Origin of the sequence: Micromonospora sp. NPDC005252 (assembly GCF_042872475.1) — a bacterium.
Taxonomy (GTDB): domain Bacteria; phylum Actinomycetota; class Actinomycetes; order Mycobacteriales; family Micromonosporaceae; genus Micromonospora.
Map to the genome: position 1 here is coordinate 26,419 of NZ_JBIAKN010000012.1, position 15,972 is coordinate 42,390.

Genomic DNA, 15,972 nt, shown 5'->3' on the forward strand with positions numbered 1-15,972 from the left:
GGCCGCTGGTCGGTGGCGTTTCGGCGGGCCGGAAAGGGGCCTGGTCGAGCCTACTGATCTTCGGGGGGAGGTCGCGCGTGCGTTTGCGTGTCAGGATCGTGGTGTGGACGCCGTGGTGTGGATCGTTTTGGGTGTGGTGCTGGCGGTCGCCGAGATCTTCACGACGACCCTCTTTCTCATCATGTTCGGGCTCGGCGCCTTCGCCGCCGCCGGTGCCGCCGCTCTGGGTGCGCCGGTGGCCGTGCAGGCCCTGGTCTTCGCGGTGGTGTCCGCGTTGAGCCTGGTGGTGGCGCGACCGGTGATCAAGCGGCACCGCCGTTCGGCGCTGGAGAGCGGCGAACAGCCGTTCGGCGTGGAGGCGATCGAGGGCTCCACGGCGCTGGTGCTGGAGCGGGTGGACGCCGACAGTGGCCTCGTCAAGATCGACGGGGAGCTGTGGAGTGCCCGGCCGTACGACACGACGCAGACTTTCGAGCCCGGCGAGCGGGTTCGGGTGATTAAGGTCCGGGGCGCGACCGCCCTGGTCTGGCAGGACGATGTTTCTTCCGCCGGCGACTTGCCGGAAGCGAGAGGGTGAACGGGATGACAACAGTCGGGGTGCTGGTGATCGCGGTGGCGTTGATCGCCGTGATAACACTGGCCAAGGCGGTGCGGATCGTGCCGCAGCAGCGCCAGGACGTGGTGGAACGACTCGGCAAGTACAAGCGCACCCTCAATCCCGGCCTCAACCTGCTGGTGCCGTTCATCGATGCGGTTCGCACCAAGGTCGACATGCGGGAGCAGGTGGTCAGCTTCCCGCCGCAGCCGGTGATCACCTCGGACAACCTGGTGGTCTCGATCGACACGGTTCTGTACTTCAAGGTGGTCGACTCGGTCCGGGCGACCTACGAGATCTCCAGCTTCCTCCAGGCCATCGAGCAGTTGACAGTCACCACGTTGCGTAACGTGATCGGTTCCCTGGACCTGGAGCGGGCACTGACCAGCCGGGACGAGATCAACCGGCACCTCTCGGGCGTGCTCGACGAGACCACCGGCCGGTGGGGCATCAAGGTGACCCGGGTCGAGATCAAGGCGATCGAGCCGCCGGCCAGCATCCGCGACTCGATGGAGAAGCAGATGCGCGCCGAGCGGGACCGCCGTGCGGCGATCCTGACCGCCGAGGGCCACAAGCAGTCGGTGATCCTCACCGCCGAGGGTGACAAGCAGTCGGCGGTGTTGCGGGCCGACGGTGACCGGCAGGCCCGGATCCTGCAGGCCGAAGGTCAGGCGAAGGCGATCCGGACGGTCTTCGACGCGATCCACCAGGCGAACCCGAGCCAGAAGGTGCTCGCCTACCAGTACCTGCAGGCTCTGCCGCAGATCGCCCAGGGCAGCGCCAACAAGGTCTGGATCATCCCGGCCGAGCTGACCAAGGCCCTGGAGGGGATGGGTGGCGCGCTCGGTGGGCTGAGCCAGATGGTCGGGGACCTTCCCGCGCCGGAGGCCGCCGACCACGCGAGCCAGGTGGAGCGCGAGGCCGCGGAGGCGGCGCAGGCCGCGGCGGACGCCGCTCAGCAGATCCACGACGAGGTACGCGTCGCCGAGGCGCAGGCCACCGGCGGCAACAAGCCGCAGGGGCTGCCCGCGCCGGAGCCGGTCACCCCGGCCAGCCTGACCGAGGACCCGGCCGACCAGCGCGAGCGCGGCTGATCCGGCACGTCGGCCGGACAGGGCGAGCCTCGAACGGAGGCTCCGGCCCACGGCCTTAATGCGAAAAATGCTCATGGGGCGCTCCGATGCCTGCCACGATCGGTCCTAGGACGGGTGGTGACCAGGCAATCGGGGCGCCCCGGCGCGTCTCGCACCGCTCGCGGACGAGCGAGGTGACGCATGAAGGATCCGGCGAATCGGATGTGGTCCTCGGCCCCGGTGCCCGGCGCGCACGACCCGGTCGCCCCACTGGGCTCCCGGAGCACCGGTGGAGGATTCGGCGTACTGCCCTTCGTGGGCGAGCCGACCCCGGGCGCCCCGGCCACGAATGCCAGCTGGGCCTGGTCGGTACGCCGGTTCGCGCGGGCCGCGGTGTGGCTGCTGCCCGCGTACGCCATTCTCTACGGCGCGGTGGCGATGGCCAGCGACGGCGGGGTGGGCAACGACCCCTATCCGGCCGACGGCCGGGCCGTGTATCTGATCGGCTGGGTGGCCGCGGTCTGGCTCGGCCTGCTCGCGCTCCTGGCCCTCACGGGCCTGCTGGCCGCCACGCGCAGCCGCCGGGTGGCCGCCGCCGGCCTGCTGATCAGCATCGCCGGAACCGTGCTGATGCTGCCCTTCGCCGGGCTCGAAGAGCAGACGCCGGTCTTCGGCACCACCGCGCGCTCGCTGGTCCTGCTCGGCGCGACGTTCTACAGCGTGGGCTGGTTCCTCACCGGGTGGGCGGTGGCCCGCTCGGGCACCTTCAGCCTCGGCGACGGAATCATGCTGATCATCGCCGCACCGCTGCTGGGCCTGGGAGGTGCCCTGATCGGCTCGCTACAGACGTTCGGCGCGATCTTCGTGCTGATCGCCGGCATCGGCATCGGCTACCGCTCCGGCCGCCTGATGCCCCGCGAAACCGCCCGAGACGCCGCCAACGCCAGCCTGAGCACCCCAAACCCCTGAAGCGCCCGCGCGGGCGTCCTCCCGCTGCCGTTGATCATGATGTTATTGCCTTCGGCCTCGGCGTGTCGTGGCAATAACTTCATGATCAACGCGGGCCGGGGGCTGGGTGGGGGCTGGGCGGGGGCCGTGAAGTTGGTGACAGTTGGGAGGCGGGGGTGGTCGGTTGGCGGTTTTTGTGGCAATCCTGGGGAGCATGGCCGCCTCTCGCTCGCCGCTGTCGCGGCTGTTCACCGTGCTGCTCGCCGGCGTGCTGGCCGGGCTCGCCCTGGCCGTCGCCGCGCTCCCGGGCAACCTGCTGGTCGGGTTCGCCGCGCGCGCCGCGATCGGGTCGTACGCCGCGTTGCCGGCCTCGCTGAAGACCCCGGCCACCCCGCAGCGCTCGTACCTCTACGCCAACGACGGCAAGACGCTGCTCACCACGTTCTACGACGTGAACCGCACCGACGTCGCGCTGGCGGACGTCGCCCCGGTGATGCGGCAGGCGATCGTGGCGGCCGAGGACCGGCGGTTCTACGACCACGGCGGCGCGGACCTGCGGGGCCTGGCCCGAGCGCTGGTCGCCAACGTCAAGGGCGGCGGCACCGAGCAGGGCGGCTCCACGCTGACCATGCAGTACGTCCGCAACGTGCTCAAGACCGACCCCACCCGCACGCCGCAGGAGCGCGCCGCCGCCACCGACCCGACCGTCGGTCGCAAGCTCCAGGAGATCCGGTACGCGGGCGCGCTGGAGAAGAGCCTCGGCAAGGACGAGATCCTCAACCGGTACCTGAACATCGCCTACTTCGGCTCCGGGGCGTACGGGATCGCGGCGGCCAGCCAGCGCTACTTCGGCAAGCCGCCGGCGAACCTGACCCTCGCCGAGTCGGCGTTGCTCGCCGGCCTGGTGCAGTCCCCGGACGCGTACAGCCCGATCAGCGGCGACAAGGACGAGGCGCTGGCCCGCCGGTCGTACGTGCTGGACTCGATGGCCGCCACCGGCGCGATCACCGCCGCGCAGGCCGCGCAGGCCAAGGCGGAGCCGCTGACCCTGCACCCGACCGCGCAGCCCAACGGCTGCACCGCCGTCGCCCAGGGCCACGACGACTGGGGCTACTTCTGTGACTACCTGCGCCAGTGGTGGCTGACCCAGCCGGCCTTCGGCGCCACCACCGCCGAGCGCGAGCAGGCCCTGCGCTCGGGCGGCTACACAGTCGTCACCTCGCTCGATCCGCAGGTCCAGGCCACCGCGCAGCAGCAGGCCACCAAGGTGTACGGGTACGACAACAAGCGCGCCCTGCCGATCGCGGCCGTGCAGCCGGGCACCGGTCGGGTGCTGGCGATGGCGGTCAACCGGCACTACAGCCTCGCCGACAACCCGGCCGGGCAGGCGAACTACCCGAACACCGTCAACCCGTTGATCTCTGGCGGGGCCAGTGTCGACGGCTACCAGGCGGGTTCGACGTTCAAGCTGTTCACCATGCTCGCCGCGCTGGAGTCGGGCCGTACCCTCTCCACCGGGTTCGACGCGCCCGCCAAGCTGCCCACCCGGTACGCCGCCGAGGGGCCGGGCAGTTGCGACGGCCGCTGGTGCCCGGCGAACGCCAACCCGGACTGGATGGACGGGTACCGGATGATGTGGGACGGCTTCGGCCGTTCGGTGAACACCTACTTCGTCTGGCTGGCCGAGCAGGTCGGCCAGGACAAGGTGGTGGAGATGGCGCAGCGGCTGGGCATCACCTTCCGCGCCGACACGGACGCCGCCTTCGCCAAGGACAACGCCGCGAACTGGGGGTCGTTCACCCTGGGCGTCGCCGCCACCACCCCGCTGGACCTGGCCAACGCGTACGCCACGGTGGCCGCCGAGGGCACCTACTGCACGCCGGTGCCGGTGGTCTCGGTGACCGACGCGAAGGGCGCGACGGTGCCGGTCGGCCAGCCGTCCTGCAAGCGGGTCCTCGACGCCGACGTGGCGCGCGCCGCGACCGATGCGGCCCGCTGCCCGGTGGGCCAGCAGTCGCCGTACGGGCAGTGCAACGGCGGCACCGCCACCGGCGTGAACGACATCCTCGGCGGTCGGCCGGTGGCCGGCAAGACGGGTAGCTCGGAGGAGAACGCCACCGAGACGTTCGTCGGCTTCACCCCGCAGGTGGCCGTCGCCGGCATCGCCGCCAACCCGGACGACCCCGCCGACTCGGTGGGTTCGGCGGTGCAGAGCAAGGTGATCGACGCGGTCGCCCGGGTCATCGCCACGGCGGTGAAGGGTCAGCCGGAGATGGCGTTCGTCGCGCCGAGCCGCGAGCTGGCCGGCGAGCCCCGCCGCCCGGTGGAGCGCCCCGCCGTCCCCGAGCGCCAGCAGCCCACCCAGGGCCAGGACCCGCGCTCGGCCCTGCAACGCTGGCTCGACCGCCGCGGCTGACCCGGCGGGGTCAGCGCTCGCGGCGGCGGGGGCGGTAGCTGGCGATCGTCGCGGGGAGGCCGCGGCGGATGATGCCGGCCCAGTCGGTGTCGCCCCGTAGCACCGCCGCTGCGGTCTTGCGGGCCTGCTCGGCGGTGAAGTGCGGCGGCAGCATCAGCTCGGCCGGGTCGACCAGCGCGTTGATGACGACCGGCCGGTCGGCGGTCAGCGCGCGCTCCCAGACGCCGGGCACCTGCTCCGGCGCGTCGATGAGCTCTCCGTGCAGCCCGAGCACCTGGGCCCACTGGTGGTAGCCGATGTCCGGCAGTTGCTGGCTGTCCGGGAACATCGGCGTCCCCTCGCTGGAGCGCTGTTCCCAGCTGACGAACGCCAGGTCCCGGTTGTTGAGCACCAGCACCACGAACCGCGGGTCGGCCCAGCCGCGCCAGTACTTCGCCACGGTGATCAGCTCGTTGACGCCGTTCATCTGCATCGCCCCGTCGCCGATCAGCGCGACCAGTGGCCGGTCCGGGTGGGCGAACTTGGCGCTCAGGGCGTACGGCATGGCGCCACCCATGGACAGCAGCGTGCCGGAGAGGCTGGCCAGCATCCCGGGCCGGACCTGCACGTGCCGGGAGTACCAGGCGGTCGCGGTGCCGCAGTCCACGGCGAGCATCACGTCGTCGGGGAGCCGGTCGCTGAGCGTGGTGAACAGCAGTTGCGGGTTGACCGGGTCGGCGGTCTGCGCGGCCAGGTCGCGCTGGACACGCCGCCAGGCCGAGGTGGTCTCGGCGATCTCGGCCCGCCAGGCGGTCGGCCCGGGGCCGGGGCCCAGCTCGTCCAGTAGCGCCCGCAGGGTCGGACGGGCGTCGCCGGTCAGGTTCACCTCGGTCGGGTAGCGCAGCCCGAGCTGGGTGCCGTCCAGGTCGATCTGCACCGCGCGGGCCTGACCGGGTGGCGGGTAGAACTCCGAGTACGGCATGTTGCTGCCCACGATCAGCAGCCGGTCGCAGCCGGTCATGAGCTGCCAGCTGGGCCGGGTGCCGAGCAGCCCGATCGCGCCGGTCACCCACGGCTCGCGATGGTCGACGACGGTGAAGCCGAGCAGCGCGGTGGCCACCCCGGCGCCGAGCCGGTGAGCGATCTCGCGGACCTCGTCCTGCGCGCCGAGCGCGCCCTGCCCGACCAGCATGGCCACCCGCTCGCCGCCGCGCAGCACCTCGGCGGCGCGGCGCAGGTCGGCCTGCGGCGGAATGGTCGGCGTGCTGCTCGGCACGTTGCTGGTGTGGTAGTAGCCGTGCGCGTGCGGCGGGTCCGGGATGGCCGGCTCGTCCTGCAGGTCCGACGGGAGCACCAGGGCGGTGACGGTACGCCGGGACAGCGCCGTGCGGCACGCCCGGTCGACGAGGTGACGCACCTGCGCCGGGTGGTCGAGCTGGGCCAGGAACGCCGCCGCGACGTCCTTGTAGAGGGCGAGGAGGTCGACCTCCTGGTAGTAGCCGCCGCCCTCGGCGGTCACCGCGGTGTGCCCGACGAGGGCGACCACCGGCTGGTGGTCGAGCTTGGCGTCGTACAGGCCGTTGAGCAGGTGGATGGCGCCGGGCCCGCTGGTCACCAGCGCGCAGCCCAGCGGCCCGCCGCCGTACTTGACGTGCGCGGAGGCGGCGAAGCCGGCGGTCTCCTCGTGCCGGACCTGGACGAACTGGGCGCGCTCTTTGGTGCGTTGCAGGGCGGAGGTGATGCCGTTGATGCCGTCGCCGGGATAGCCGAAGTAGCGCCGCACGCCCCAGCTGAACAGGCGGGAGACGATGTGGTCCGCGACGGTCGGTCGCCGGGGCAGCGCGCCCGCTTCGCCCGGTGCCATGTGGTCTGCGCTCACCTGGCTGGTCCTTCCCGTCGGGTCCGGTATTCCACCGGTCGTTCCCCGTCTCGACCGGACAAAACACCCCGTTGGGCGGCCATCCGGAGCGGGGGTCGGCCGTCCGGCAGAATCGGCGGGTGCCCGTCCACGAGATCACCGACCCCGACGACGACCGGATCGCCGACTACCGCGCGCTCACCGACGTCGAGCTACGCACCCGCTGGGAGCCTCCGCACGGCCTGTTCATCGCCGAGGGCGAGTTGGTGCTGCGCCGGGCGCTGCGCGCCGGCTATCCGGCCCGGTCGTACCTGGTCGACGCCAAGCGCGTCGACCAGCTCGCCGACCTGGACACCGGCGACGCGCCCGTCTACGCCGCCACCCAGGACGTGCTGCAACGGGCCACCGGTTTCCACGTACACCGGGGGGTGCTCGCGTCGTTCCACCGCCGCTCGCTGCCGACGGCGGCCGAGGTGCTCGCCGCCGCGCGCCGGGTGGTGATCCTGGAGGACGTCAACAACCACACGAACCTCGGCGCGATCTTCCGGGGCGCCGCCGCGCTGGGCATCGACGCCGTGCTGCTGTCGCCGTCCTGCGCCGATCCGCTCTACCGGCGCAGTGTGCGGGTCAGCATGGGCGAGGTCTTCGCGATGCCGTACGCCAAGCTCGAACGCTGGCCCACCGGCCTCGACGAGGTACGCGAGGCGGGCTTCACCGTGCTCGCCATGACGCCGGCGCCGGACGCCGTACCCATTCAGCGGTTGACCCCGGCGCAGCGCGCGCGGGCGGCGTTGCTGCTCGGCGCCGAGGGTCCCGGTCTCACCGCGGCGGCGCAGGCGGCCAGCGACGTGCGGGTGGTCGTCCCGATGCGGCGCGGCGTGGACTCGTTGAACGTCGCCGCCGCGGCGGCGGTGGCGTTCTGGGAACTGGGTCGCGACGATCCGCTTGCATGACCATGCGTCTTGCTGAATAATCTTCCCCGTGTCCAAGGTTCTCACCTCCCTGCCCATCGGCGAACGTGTCGGCATCGCCTTCTCCGGCGGCCTCGACACCTCGGTCGCGGTCGCGTGGATGCGCGACAAGGGCGCCGTCCCCTGCGCCTACACCGCCGACATCGGCCAGTACGACGAGCCCGACATCGGCTCCGTGCCCGGCCGTGCGCTCAGCTACGGCGCCGAGGTCGCCCGGCTGGTCGACTGCCGCGCCGCCCTGGTCGAGGAGGGCCTCGCGGCGCTGACCTGCGGCGCCTTCCACATCCGCTCCGGCGGGCGGGCGTACTTCAACACCACCCCGCTGGGCCGGGCCGTGACCGGCACCCTGCTGGTGCGGGCGATGATCTCCGACGACGTCCAGATCTGGGGCGACGGCTCGACCTTCAAGGGCAACGACATCGAGCGGTTCTACCGCTACGGCCTGCTGGCCAACCCGCAGCTGCGCATCTACAAGCCGTGGCTCGACACCGACTTCGTCACCGAACTGGGTGGGCGTAAGGAGATGTCGGAGTGGCTGCTGGAGCGCGGCCTGCCGTACCGGGACAGCACCGAGAAGGCATACTCCACCGACGCCAACATCTGGGGCGCGACGCACGAGGCGAAGACCCTGGAGCACCTCGACACCGGCATCGAGACGGTCAGCCCGATCATGGGTGTCCGGTTCTGGGACCCGTCGGTGGAGATCCCGACCGAGGACGTCACGATCGGGTTCGACCAGGGTCGCCCGGTGACGATCAACGGCAAGGAGTTCGGCAGCCCCGTCGACCTGGTGCTGGAGGCCAACGCCATCGGCGGCCGGCACGGCCTGGGCATGTCCGACCAGATCGAGAACCGGATCATCGAGGCCAAGAGCCGGGGCATCTACGAGGCGCCCGGCATGGCGCTGCTGCACGCCGCGTACGAGCGGCTGGTCAACGCCATCCACAACGAGGACACCCTGGCGAACTACCACAGCGAGGGCCGCCGCCTCGGTCGCCTGATGTACGAGGGCCGTTGGCTCGACCCGCAGGCGCTGATGCTGCGCGAGTCGTTGCAGCGCTGGGTCGGCACGGCGGTCACCGGCGAGGTGACGCTGCGGCTGCGCCGGGGCGAGGACTACTCGATCCTGGACACGACCGGCCCCGCGTTCAGCTACCACCCGGACAAGCTGTCGATGGAGCGCACCGAGGACTCGGCGTTCGGCCCGTCCGACCGGATCGGCCAGCTCACCATGCGCAACCTGGACATCGCCGACTCGCGGGCGAAGCTCGAGCAGTACGCCTCCCTCGGCATGGTCGGCGGCGCGGCACCCCAGCGGATGATCGGCGCCGCGCAGGCAGCCTCGACCGGGCTGATCGGCGCGATGCCCGAGGGCGGCGCGGAGGCCATCGCCTCCCGGGGCGTCGCCTCCGCCGCCGACGAGGCGCTCGACCGCGCCGCCATGGAGTTCGGCGTCGACTGAGCGGCCCCGGCACGTCGAGGTCCGGGGTCACGGACGGTAGCGTGGCGGCCGTGTTCCCTACCGTCCGTGAGGTCCTCGCCCTGGATCCCGTCCGCCACGGTGCTCCCCGCGTGGTCGCCGGGGACGCCGGGCTGGACCGGCCGGTCCGCTGGGTGCACGTCGCCGAGGTACCCGACATCGCCACCCTGCTCGGCGGCGGCGAGCTGGTGCTCACCACAGGCATCGGGTTGCCGGCCGATGACGCGGGCCTGCGCGCGTTCATCGGCGACCTCGCCGACGTCGGTGTCTCCGGGCTCGTCGTCGAACTGGGCCGCCGGTACGTCAGCGGCGTACCCCGGGTGATGGCCGCCGCCGCCGAGCGGCGCGGCCTGCCCCTGGTCGAGCTGCGCCGGGCCACCCCGTTCGTGCGGATCACCGAGGCGGTGCACGCGCTGATCGTCGACGCGCAGCTCACCGAGCTGCGGGCCGCCGAGGAGATCCACCAGCGGTTCACCGACCTCTCCGTCGAGGGCGCCGACGCGGCCGAGGTGATCCGGCAGGCTGCCGAGCTGTCCGGGTGCCCGGTCGTGCTGGAGAACCTGTCCCGGCAGGTCCTCGGGTACGACCCGGCGGGGGAGAGCGCCGAGCTGCTGCTGGACGGCTGGGAGCAGCACTCGCGGCGGATCCGGCCGGCCGGGCGCACCGCGTACGACCCGGACAGCGGCTGGCTGGTGACGGTCGTCGGCGCCCGCGGGCAGGACTGGGGGCGGTTGCTGCTGCGCTGGCCGGCCAGCGGAGACGCGCCCAGCGCCCGGCCTGGCGAGCCGACCGTCGCCCCGCCCACCCGGCTCACCATCCTCATCGAGCGGGCCGCGTCCACCCTCGCGCTGGGCCGGTTGATCCGCCGCGACGCCGAGGGGCTGGAACGGCAGCTGCACCGCACCCTGCTCACGGCGTTGCTCGACCACTCCCGACCGGTCGACGAGGTGGCGCTGCGCGCCAAGGCGCTCGGTGTGGCGCTGGACCGCCGGCACCTCGTCGGCGTGATGGTTCGCCACCGTGGCGACGACCCCGCCGGAGAGGGCGGCCCCGAGGCCGGCCAGGCCCGGCTGCGGGACCTGTCCGAGGCCGTCGGCCAGGCACTGCGGGAGGCGAAGCTGACCGCGCTCACCAGCGCGGTCGACGACAACTCGGTGGGCGCGCTGCTGGCCCTGCCCGACGCGGCCGCCGAGGACCGCGCGCTGACCGCGTTCGCCGGCGCACTTCGTCGGGTACGCCTCGACGCCGGCACGGGCCGGGCCACGTCCGCTGCCGATCCGTCCCGGCTGGGGTCGGGTGTCGACGCGCTGCGGGGCAGCGTCGGCGGCGCGTCGGCCGGACTGATCGTGGCCGCCGGGTCCGGGGTGAGCAGTCTGCGCGAGGCTCGACGGTCGCTCGTCGAGGCGCGGCAGATCGTCGAGGCGGCCCGACGGGACCGGCGTGACCTGCCGATCTTCCGACTGCCGCACGTGGGCCTCGCGGGGCTGCTGCACCTGCTGCGCGACGAGCCCCGGCTACAGACCTTCGTGGAGCGCGAACTCGGCCCACTGCTGGAGTACGACGCCCAGCACCCCCGGGAGCGGCTCCTCGACACCCTGCGCGCGTACCTGGAGCAGGGGCGCAACAAGTCCGCCGGCGCCGCGGCCGCCCACCTGTCCCGACCGGCCTTCTACGAACGCCTGGCCCGCATAGCCCGCATCCTCGACGTGGACCTCGACTCGGTAGAGGCAAGCCTCTCCCTGCACGTGGCCCTGCTGGCCCTGGAAGCAGTCCGCACCCCCTGACCCCCTCCCTCTCTGCCCCCCACCTCCCGCGTTGATCATGAAGTTATTGCCAAGACACGCCGATGAGAGTGGCAATAACTTCATGATCAACGGGGGTAGGAGCAGGGGGGCAGGGGGAGGGGGAGGGGGTTAGGACAGGGAGGTTAGGGCTTTTGCGTAGGTTGGGGGGATGTGGTTGGGGCCGCCGGGAGTGAAGACGTCCGACGTCGCCACCGCGGACCAGGCCGTTTCCGGTACGGCTTCGACCAGTGCCTTGATCACTGGGGCGTCGCGCCACTGGTCCTGTTCGGCGAGCAGGCCGAGAGCCACCACCGACTCCTCGACCTCGCCCACGCACTCGAACGGCTTGTGCCCGTCCACGCCCAGCAGCTCCCGGTAGCCGGGGATCTGCTCCGGGTCGGCCAGCAGGTCGCCGCCGAAGATGTGGGTGACCCGCTCGCGGGGCATGAACGGCGCCATCGCGAGGAAGACGAACCGGCACTTCGGGCAGTCCCGGCACCAGCGCTCGGACGCGTCGCGCAGCTTGAACGCCTGGTTGCAGCTCGTCACCACGTCGTCGTACCGGGTGAACTCGGCGAACAGCCGGGCGATGTGCAGCTCGGACAGCGAACGCAGCAGCGAGAAGTACGGTTCGGTCAGGCCGGCGTGCTCGGCCAGCGCCCCCCGCAGCAGCCCTTCGGCCTCGACGCCCTTGGACCACTGGTGGTTGATCTCGTGGCCGTTCCAGACCAGGTTCGGGTCGGACGCCGAGCGCTCGTTGGACATCACCACCGGGCCGAGCCCGTGCAGCACCGCCGTCGCCACTGCGATCAGCGAGTTGATGGCGGTGACCGGGATGTGCCCGTTCAGCGCGCCCGCCGCGTTCAGGTCGAACAGCACCGGGTCGATGCGCCGGCGGGCCGCGAGGGGGGTCAGCCCGGACGCCTCGTTGACCGAGACGATCACGTGGTTCGGGTTGACCGAGAACGGCACCGGGTCCAGCTCGGCGCGGCGCAGCGCCTCCAAGCTCACGATCGAGTCCTTGCCGCCGCCGACGGCGGAGAGGGGGCGACGATCGGAGTTGTCGTAGACGCGCGGCGACTCCGGTGAGCCGGCCGGCACCTGCGGGCGCACCTCGAGCACGTGCGGCAACTGGTTGCGGTACGCGTACTCCGCGAGGCCCTTGGTGTAGACGGCCGTGACGTAGTCGACGGTGGCCGCGCCCAGCGGCGCCGGCAGCACCAGCCGGGGCGGCGCGGCGACCTTGTAGTAGCTCACACCGGCGACGAGGTGCAGCACCTCCAGCACCCGGCCGAGGGTGGCCACGGTCTCGTCCGACGGCGGCTGCGCCGGCAACGGAAGGGTGATCACCTCGGTGAACCGTTGCTCACCGGCCGGGCCGGTCAGCGCGTAGTCGAACAACACCTCGCCGGTGGCGAAGTCGATCGAGTAGGACGGGAAGGTGAAGGCGTCCATCCGCCGGAGCTGCTCGTTGGGCACACGCCATACTAGGCCCTGGTTCGTCCGGCCGTGTCCGGACCGGCCCCCGCCCTGCCGCCGCCGTGACCCCGAGGAGAGCCCAGTGCGCCTGTCTGACCTGCGCGGACGTACCGTCGCCGTCTGGGGGACCGGCCGGGAGGGCCGGGCAGCTGTGACCGCGATCGCCGCGCACGGCCCCGCCGAGCTGGTCGCCGTCGACGACAGCGCCAACTTCCTGTCACTGCCCTGGGACGGGCCGCTGGCCGAGGCGGCCCCGCTGGTCACCGGCGAGGCGGGCTTCGCCCGGCTGGCCGCCGCCGACGTGGTGGTCCGCTCGCCCGGCGTGCCGCAGACCCATCCCTGGCTGGTCGAGCTGCGCCGACGCGGCGTGCCGGTCACCCAGGGCACCGCCCTGTGGATGGCCGACCACGCCGCGCGCACCGTCGGGGTGACCGGCAGCAAGGGCAAGAGCACCACCTCCAGCCTGATCAGCCACCTGCTCACCGCGATGGGCCGCCCGAACGTCTTCGGCGGCAACATCGGGGTGCCGACCCTCGACCTGCCCGACGCGGAGCTGTACGTGCTGGAGCTGTCGAGCTACCAGTGCAGCGACCTCACCGACTCGCCCCGGGTGGCCGTGGTCACCGCGCTGTTCCCCGAGCACCTGGACGCGCACGGCGGGGAGCGGGAGTACTACCGCGACAAGCTCAACCTGCTCGCCCACGATCCGCAGACGATCGTGGTCAACGGCGCCGACCCACGGCTCGCCGCCGAGCTGGGGGAGCTGCCGGCGGTGCGGGCCGGCCGCCCCGACACCACCAACGTCGCCACCGGCGCGGACGGCACCCCCTGGTTCCACCTCAGCGACCAGCCGCTCTTCCCCCGCGCCGTGCTGCCGCTGGTGGGCCGGCACAACGAGGGCAACCTGTGCGTCGCCCTCGCCGTGCTCGACGCGCTCGGCATCGACGTGGTGGCCGCCAAGGACCACCTGGCCGTCGCGGTGGCCGAGTTCCAGGGGCTGGCCCACCGGCTCACCGAGATCACCGACCCGTCCGGCCTGACCTTCGTCGACGACACCCTGGCCACCAGCCCGTACGCGGCCATGCACGCCATCGACGCGTACGACGGGCGACCGTTGACGGTGATCGTCGGCGGCACCGACCGAGGGCTGGACTACACGCCGCTGGCCGAGCACCTCGCCGAGCGGGAACTGACCGTGATCGGCATCCCGGACAGCGGCGCCCGCATCGTCGCGGCGCTCGACGGCCTGCCCAAGGTGCGGACGGAGCTGGTCGACGACCTGGTGGACGCGGTCCGGCTGTCCCGGGAGGTGACCCCGGCCGGCGGGGTGGTGCTGCTGTCCCCGGCCGCCCCGAGCTACGGCCGGTTCCGCAACTTCGAGCACCGCTCCGAGGTCTTCGCCCAGGCCGTCGCCGACACCGCCGGGGCGTAGGGCCCGGCGGATCGTCGGGTCACCGCCGGGCGACCTGGTGGTGCAGGGCGCGCAACGAGCGGATGGCCGAGCGGATCTCCTGCAGGTACCGCCCGGGGGTGAGGGTCTGCTCGGGCAGCACCGCCAGGTCGGCCAGCGTCGGGTCCACCCCGACGGTCTCGATGGCGCAGCCGTACGGCACGGCCAGGGTGCGTAGCGCGTCGCAGTGCTGGAACGGCACGTAGATCGGCGCGGTGACCATCAGCGCCTCGTCACCCGGGGCGAGCCGGACGTGTCCGGCCCAGAACCGCTGGGTGTCAGCGGTGTGGGCGCGTCGCCGGTCGGGTTCGCTGGACGGCGCGGCCAGCACCCGTACCGGTGGCAGGCCCGTCGGCCGGTAGGTCCGCGACGACCAGGAGTGGTGGGGGTGGCCGGCGTCGACGCCGTCCTGCTCGGTCGGGGCGGTCACCCCGAACACCTGCCGGACCGCCGTCTCCAGCACGTCCACCTCGGTCTCGTCCGGGGGCAGGCCCGCGTCGGCGAGGGTGGCGCGTTCCCACTCGGACAGTGGTCGGAAGCTGCCCAGCACGGCGACCTCGCCGGTCACCCGCAGGCCGGCGCGCAGCAGGTGCGCGGCGTACGCGACGCGACGCACGCAGGCGTGCGCCAGGCCGCCCAGCACGACCAGGTGGGCGTACGCCGGGCGGGCCGGCGGCACCGTACGCGCCATGCCGAGCGCGGCGGCCGCGTCGAGGACCAGCCTGGACGTGAGCGCGTCGAGGGTCGGCTCCCGCGCGTCCGGGCGTTCGCGCCCCTGCCGGAAGTCCCAGTGCCGGGCGGAGAAGTCGTCGAGGAACCGCAGCACGTCGGCGAGGTCGCCGGTCGGCCAGTCGCCGCCGAAGTGCCGGACCAGGCCGCGGAGCGCAGTGGAGTCGACCCAGGCCCGGACGTCCGCCGTGATCTGCTCGGCGACCGTGTCGGTCGACGGGGCCGCATCCGCGCTCTGCACGTGCCGGATGCTACCGCTCCGGTCCGCCGGGGCCGGCGGGTTGTGGCTGGCGTCTACCCTGGCGGCACCGGCGGATTGGGGGAGTTCGATGGTCCGTGACGTGGCCCGTCGGCGGCCCCGGGAGCGCGGCGGCGCCTCCGACGGCTTCGCGCGTCTGGTGGCGCACACCGACCCGGTGGCGTTGGTCGGCATCACGTTGTCGATCACCCTCAGCGTCATGCTCGACCTCACCAACGCCGCCTCCGGGGTGGAGTCGCTGCTGGCCGGCCTGATGGGCATCACCATCTCGCTGCTGGTGGACTCGCTGGCCCGCGCGGAGCGCCGGTTTCACCTGCGGACGTTGCTGGACGGTCCGCCGTGGCTCGTCCACACCACCACGGAGCTGGCCGCGGCCATGCGTGAGGCAGCCGAGCAGCACGCGGGCACGCGGGTCGCGGCCGAGGCGCAGCGGCGCTACGAGCAGTTCCGGCTGGAGGCCGAGCAGCTCGCGCAGGGGCGGATCATCCGCCGCGGCGACGAGGACGAGGACCTGGTCGGTGCGACCCGCGGCTGCGTGCACCGGCTCGACGCGCTGACGAACGTGATGCCCCGGGTGAGCGGGGAGCTGAGCTGGTGGCGCAGCGAGATCGGCCGACGGTACTGGGAGGCGAACGTCGCGGCCCTGCAACGGGGCGTCCGGATCACCCGGGTCTTCGTCTACGCCACGCTGACCGACGAGCTGTCCGCGCTCGTGCAGCGGCAGCGCGCGGCCGGGGCGCGGGTGGGTCTGCTGCCCTTCGGTGTGGTCAGTCCACAGCTCCTCGTCAATCTGACAGTCTGGGACGGGTCGAGCTGCTGGGAGGCCCGGATGACCGCGCACGGCGAGATCGGCGAGAACCAGTTCTCGGTCAACCGGACGGACGTCGAGCGCCTCACCCGCGTGTTCCACGTCTGCGTGAACGCCGCGACCTTCCAGGACTGACGGCCGAG

At 72.5% G+C, this 15,972-nt stretch carries 12 protein-coding genes; 9 read left to right on the forward strand and 3 right to left on the reverse strand.

From position 1 onward, the window contains the following. The first annotated feature begins 103 nt into the window (after positions 1 to 103). The 4 genes from ACFYPH_RS26250 to ACFYPH_RS26265 all read left to right on the forward strand — a co-directional run bounded on the left by ACFYPH_RS26250 (position 104) and on the right by ACFYPH_RS26265 (position 5,032). Positions 104 to 577, forward strand: coding sequence for an NfeD family protein (locus ACFYPH_RS26250; protein WP_354861713.1), 474 nt, complete (start codon positions 104 to 106; stop codon positions 575 to 577). Positions 578 to 582: 5 nt separating this feature from the next. Continuing rightward, complete coding sequence (locus ACFYPH_RS26255) at positions 583 to 1,689, forward strand: SPFH domain-containing protein (RefSeq protein ID WP_354861715.1); 1,107 nt, start codon at positions 583 to 585, stop codon at positions 1,687 to 1,689. A gap of 180 nt (positions 1,690 to 1,869) precedes the next feature. Beyond that, on the forward strand, positions 1,870 to 2,637 hold the full coding sequence (locus ACFYPH_RS26260) for a hypothetical protein (protein WP_354861717.1): 768 nt from the start codon (positions 1,870 to 1,872) through the stop codon (positions 2,635 to 2,637). A 193-nt stretch (positions 2,638 to 2,830) separates the two neighbouring features. Further along, a complete protein-coding gene (locus ACFYPH_RS26265; protein ID WP_363940027.1) occupies positions 2,831 to 5,032 on the forward strand; it encodes a transglycosylase domain-containing protein in 2,202 nt (733 codons plus the stop codon). Positions 5,033 to 5,042: 10 nt separating this feature from the next. Here ACFYPH_RS26265 and ACFYPH_RS26270 read toward each other — a convergent pair whose 3' ends face one another. Further along, positions 5,043 to 6,875: a thiamine pyrophosphate-requiring protein gene (locus ACFYPH_RS26270; RefSeq protein ID WP_387185562.1), complete on the reverse strand. Its 1,833-nt coding sequence runs from the start codon at positions 6,873 to 6,875 to the stop codon at positions 5,043 to 5,045. Positions 6,876 to 6,961: 86 nt separating this feature from the next. On the opposite strand from ACFYPH_RS26270, the gene ACFYPH_RS26275 reads away from it, so the two are divergent. Genes ACFYPH_RS26275 through ACFYPH_RS26285 form a run of 3 tightly spaced genes read left to right on the forward strand, consistent with a single transcriptional unit; the run spans position 6,962 to position 11,104 of the window. Beyond that, positions 6,962 to 7,822, forward strand: coding sequence for an RNA methyltransferase (locus tag ACFYPH_RS26275; RefSeq protein WP_354858433.1), 861 nt, complete (start codon positions 6,962 to 6,964; stop codon positions 7,820 to 7,822). Between the two features lie 28 nt (positions 7,823 to 7,850). Beyond that, on the forward strand, positions 7,851 to 9,302 hold the full coding sequence (argG, locus tag ACFYPH_RS26280; RefSeq protein ID WP_234588495.1) for an argininosuccinate synthase: 1,452 nt from the start codon (positions 7,851 to 7,853) through the stop codon (positions 9,300 to 9,302). Further along, positions 9,299 to 11,104: a PucR family transcriptional regulator gene (locus ACFYPH_RS26285; protein ID WP_387185565.1), complete on the forward strand. Its 1,806-nt coding sequence runs from the start codon at positions 9,299 to 9,301 to the stop codon at positions 11,102 to 11,104. Before argG ends, ACFYPH_RS26285 begins: the two co-directional genes overlap by 4 nt. 129 nt (positions 11,105 to 11,233) lie before the next feature. Here ACFYPH_RS26285 and ACFYPH_RS26290 read toward each other — a convergent pair whose 3' ends face one another. Beyond that, positions 11,234 to 12,583 carry a hypothetical protein gene (locus tag ACFYPH_RS26290; RefSeq protein ID WP_354858427.1) on the reverse strand — a complete coding sequence of 450 codons (1,350 nt, stop codon included), beginning with the start codon at positions 12,581 to 12,583 and terminating at the stop codon, positions 11,234 to 11,236. 82 nt (positions 12,584 to 12,665) lie between these two features. Here ACFYPH_RS26290 and murD point away from each other — a divergent pair, with 82 nt between their 5' ends. Continuing rightward, positions 12,666 to 14,015: a UDP-N-acetylmuramoyl-L-alanine--D-glutamate ligase gene (murD, locus tag ACFYPH_RS26295; RefSeq protein WP_387185445.1), complete on the forward strand. Its 1,350-nt coding sequence runs from the start codon at positions 12,666 to 12,668 to the stop codon at positions 14,013 to 14,015. A gap of 19 nt (positions 14,016 to 14,034) precedes the next feature. Here the strand turns inward: murD and ACFYPH_RS26300 are convergent, their stop codons facing one another. Then, positions 14,035 to 15,003, reverse strand: coding sequence for a hypothetical protein (locus tag ACFYPH_RS26300; protein WP_387185448.1), 969 nt, complete (start codon positions 15,001 to 15,003; stop codon positions 14,035 to 14,037). 88 nt (positions 15,004 to 15,091) lie between these two features. Between ACFYPH_RS26300 and ACFYPH_RS26305 the strand changes: the two genes are divergently transcribed. Continuing rightward, positions 15,092 to 15,964 carry a hypothetical protein gene (locus ACFYPH_RS26305; RefSeq protein WP_354858421.1) on the forward strand — a complete coding sequence of 291 codons (873 nt, stop codon included), beginning with the start codon at positions 15,092 to 15,094 and terminating at the stop codon, positions 15,962 to 15,964. Positions 15,965 to 15,972 lie beyond the last annotated feature (8 nt).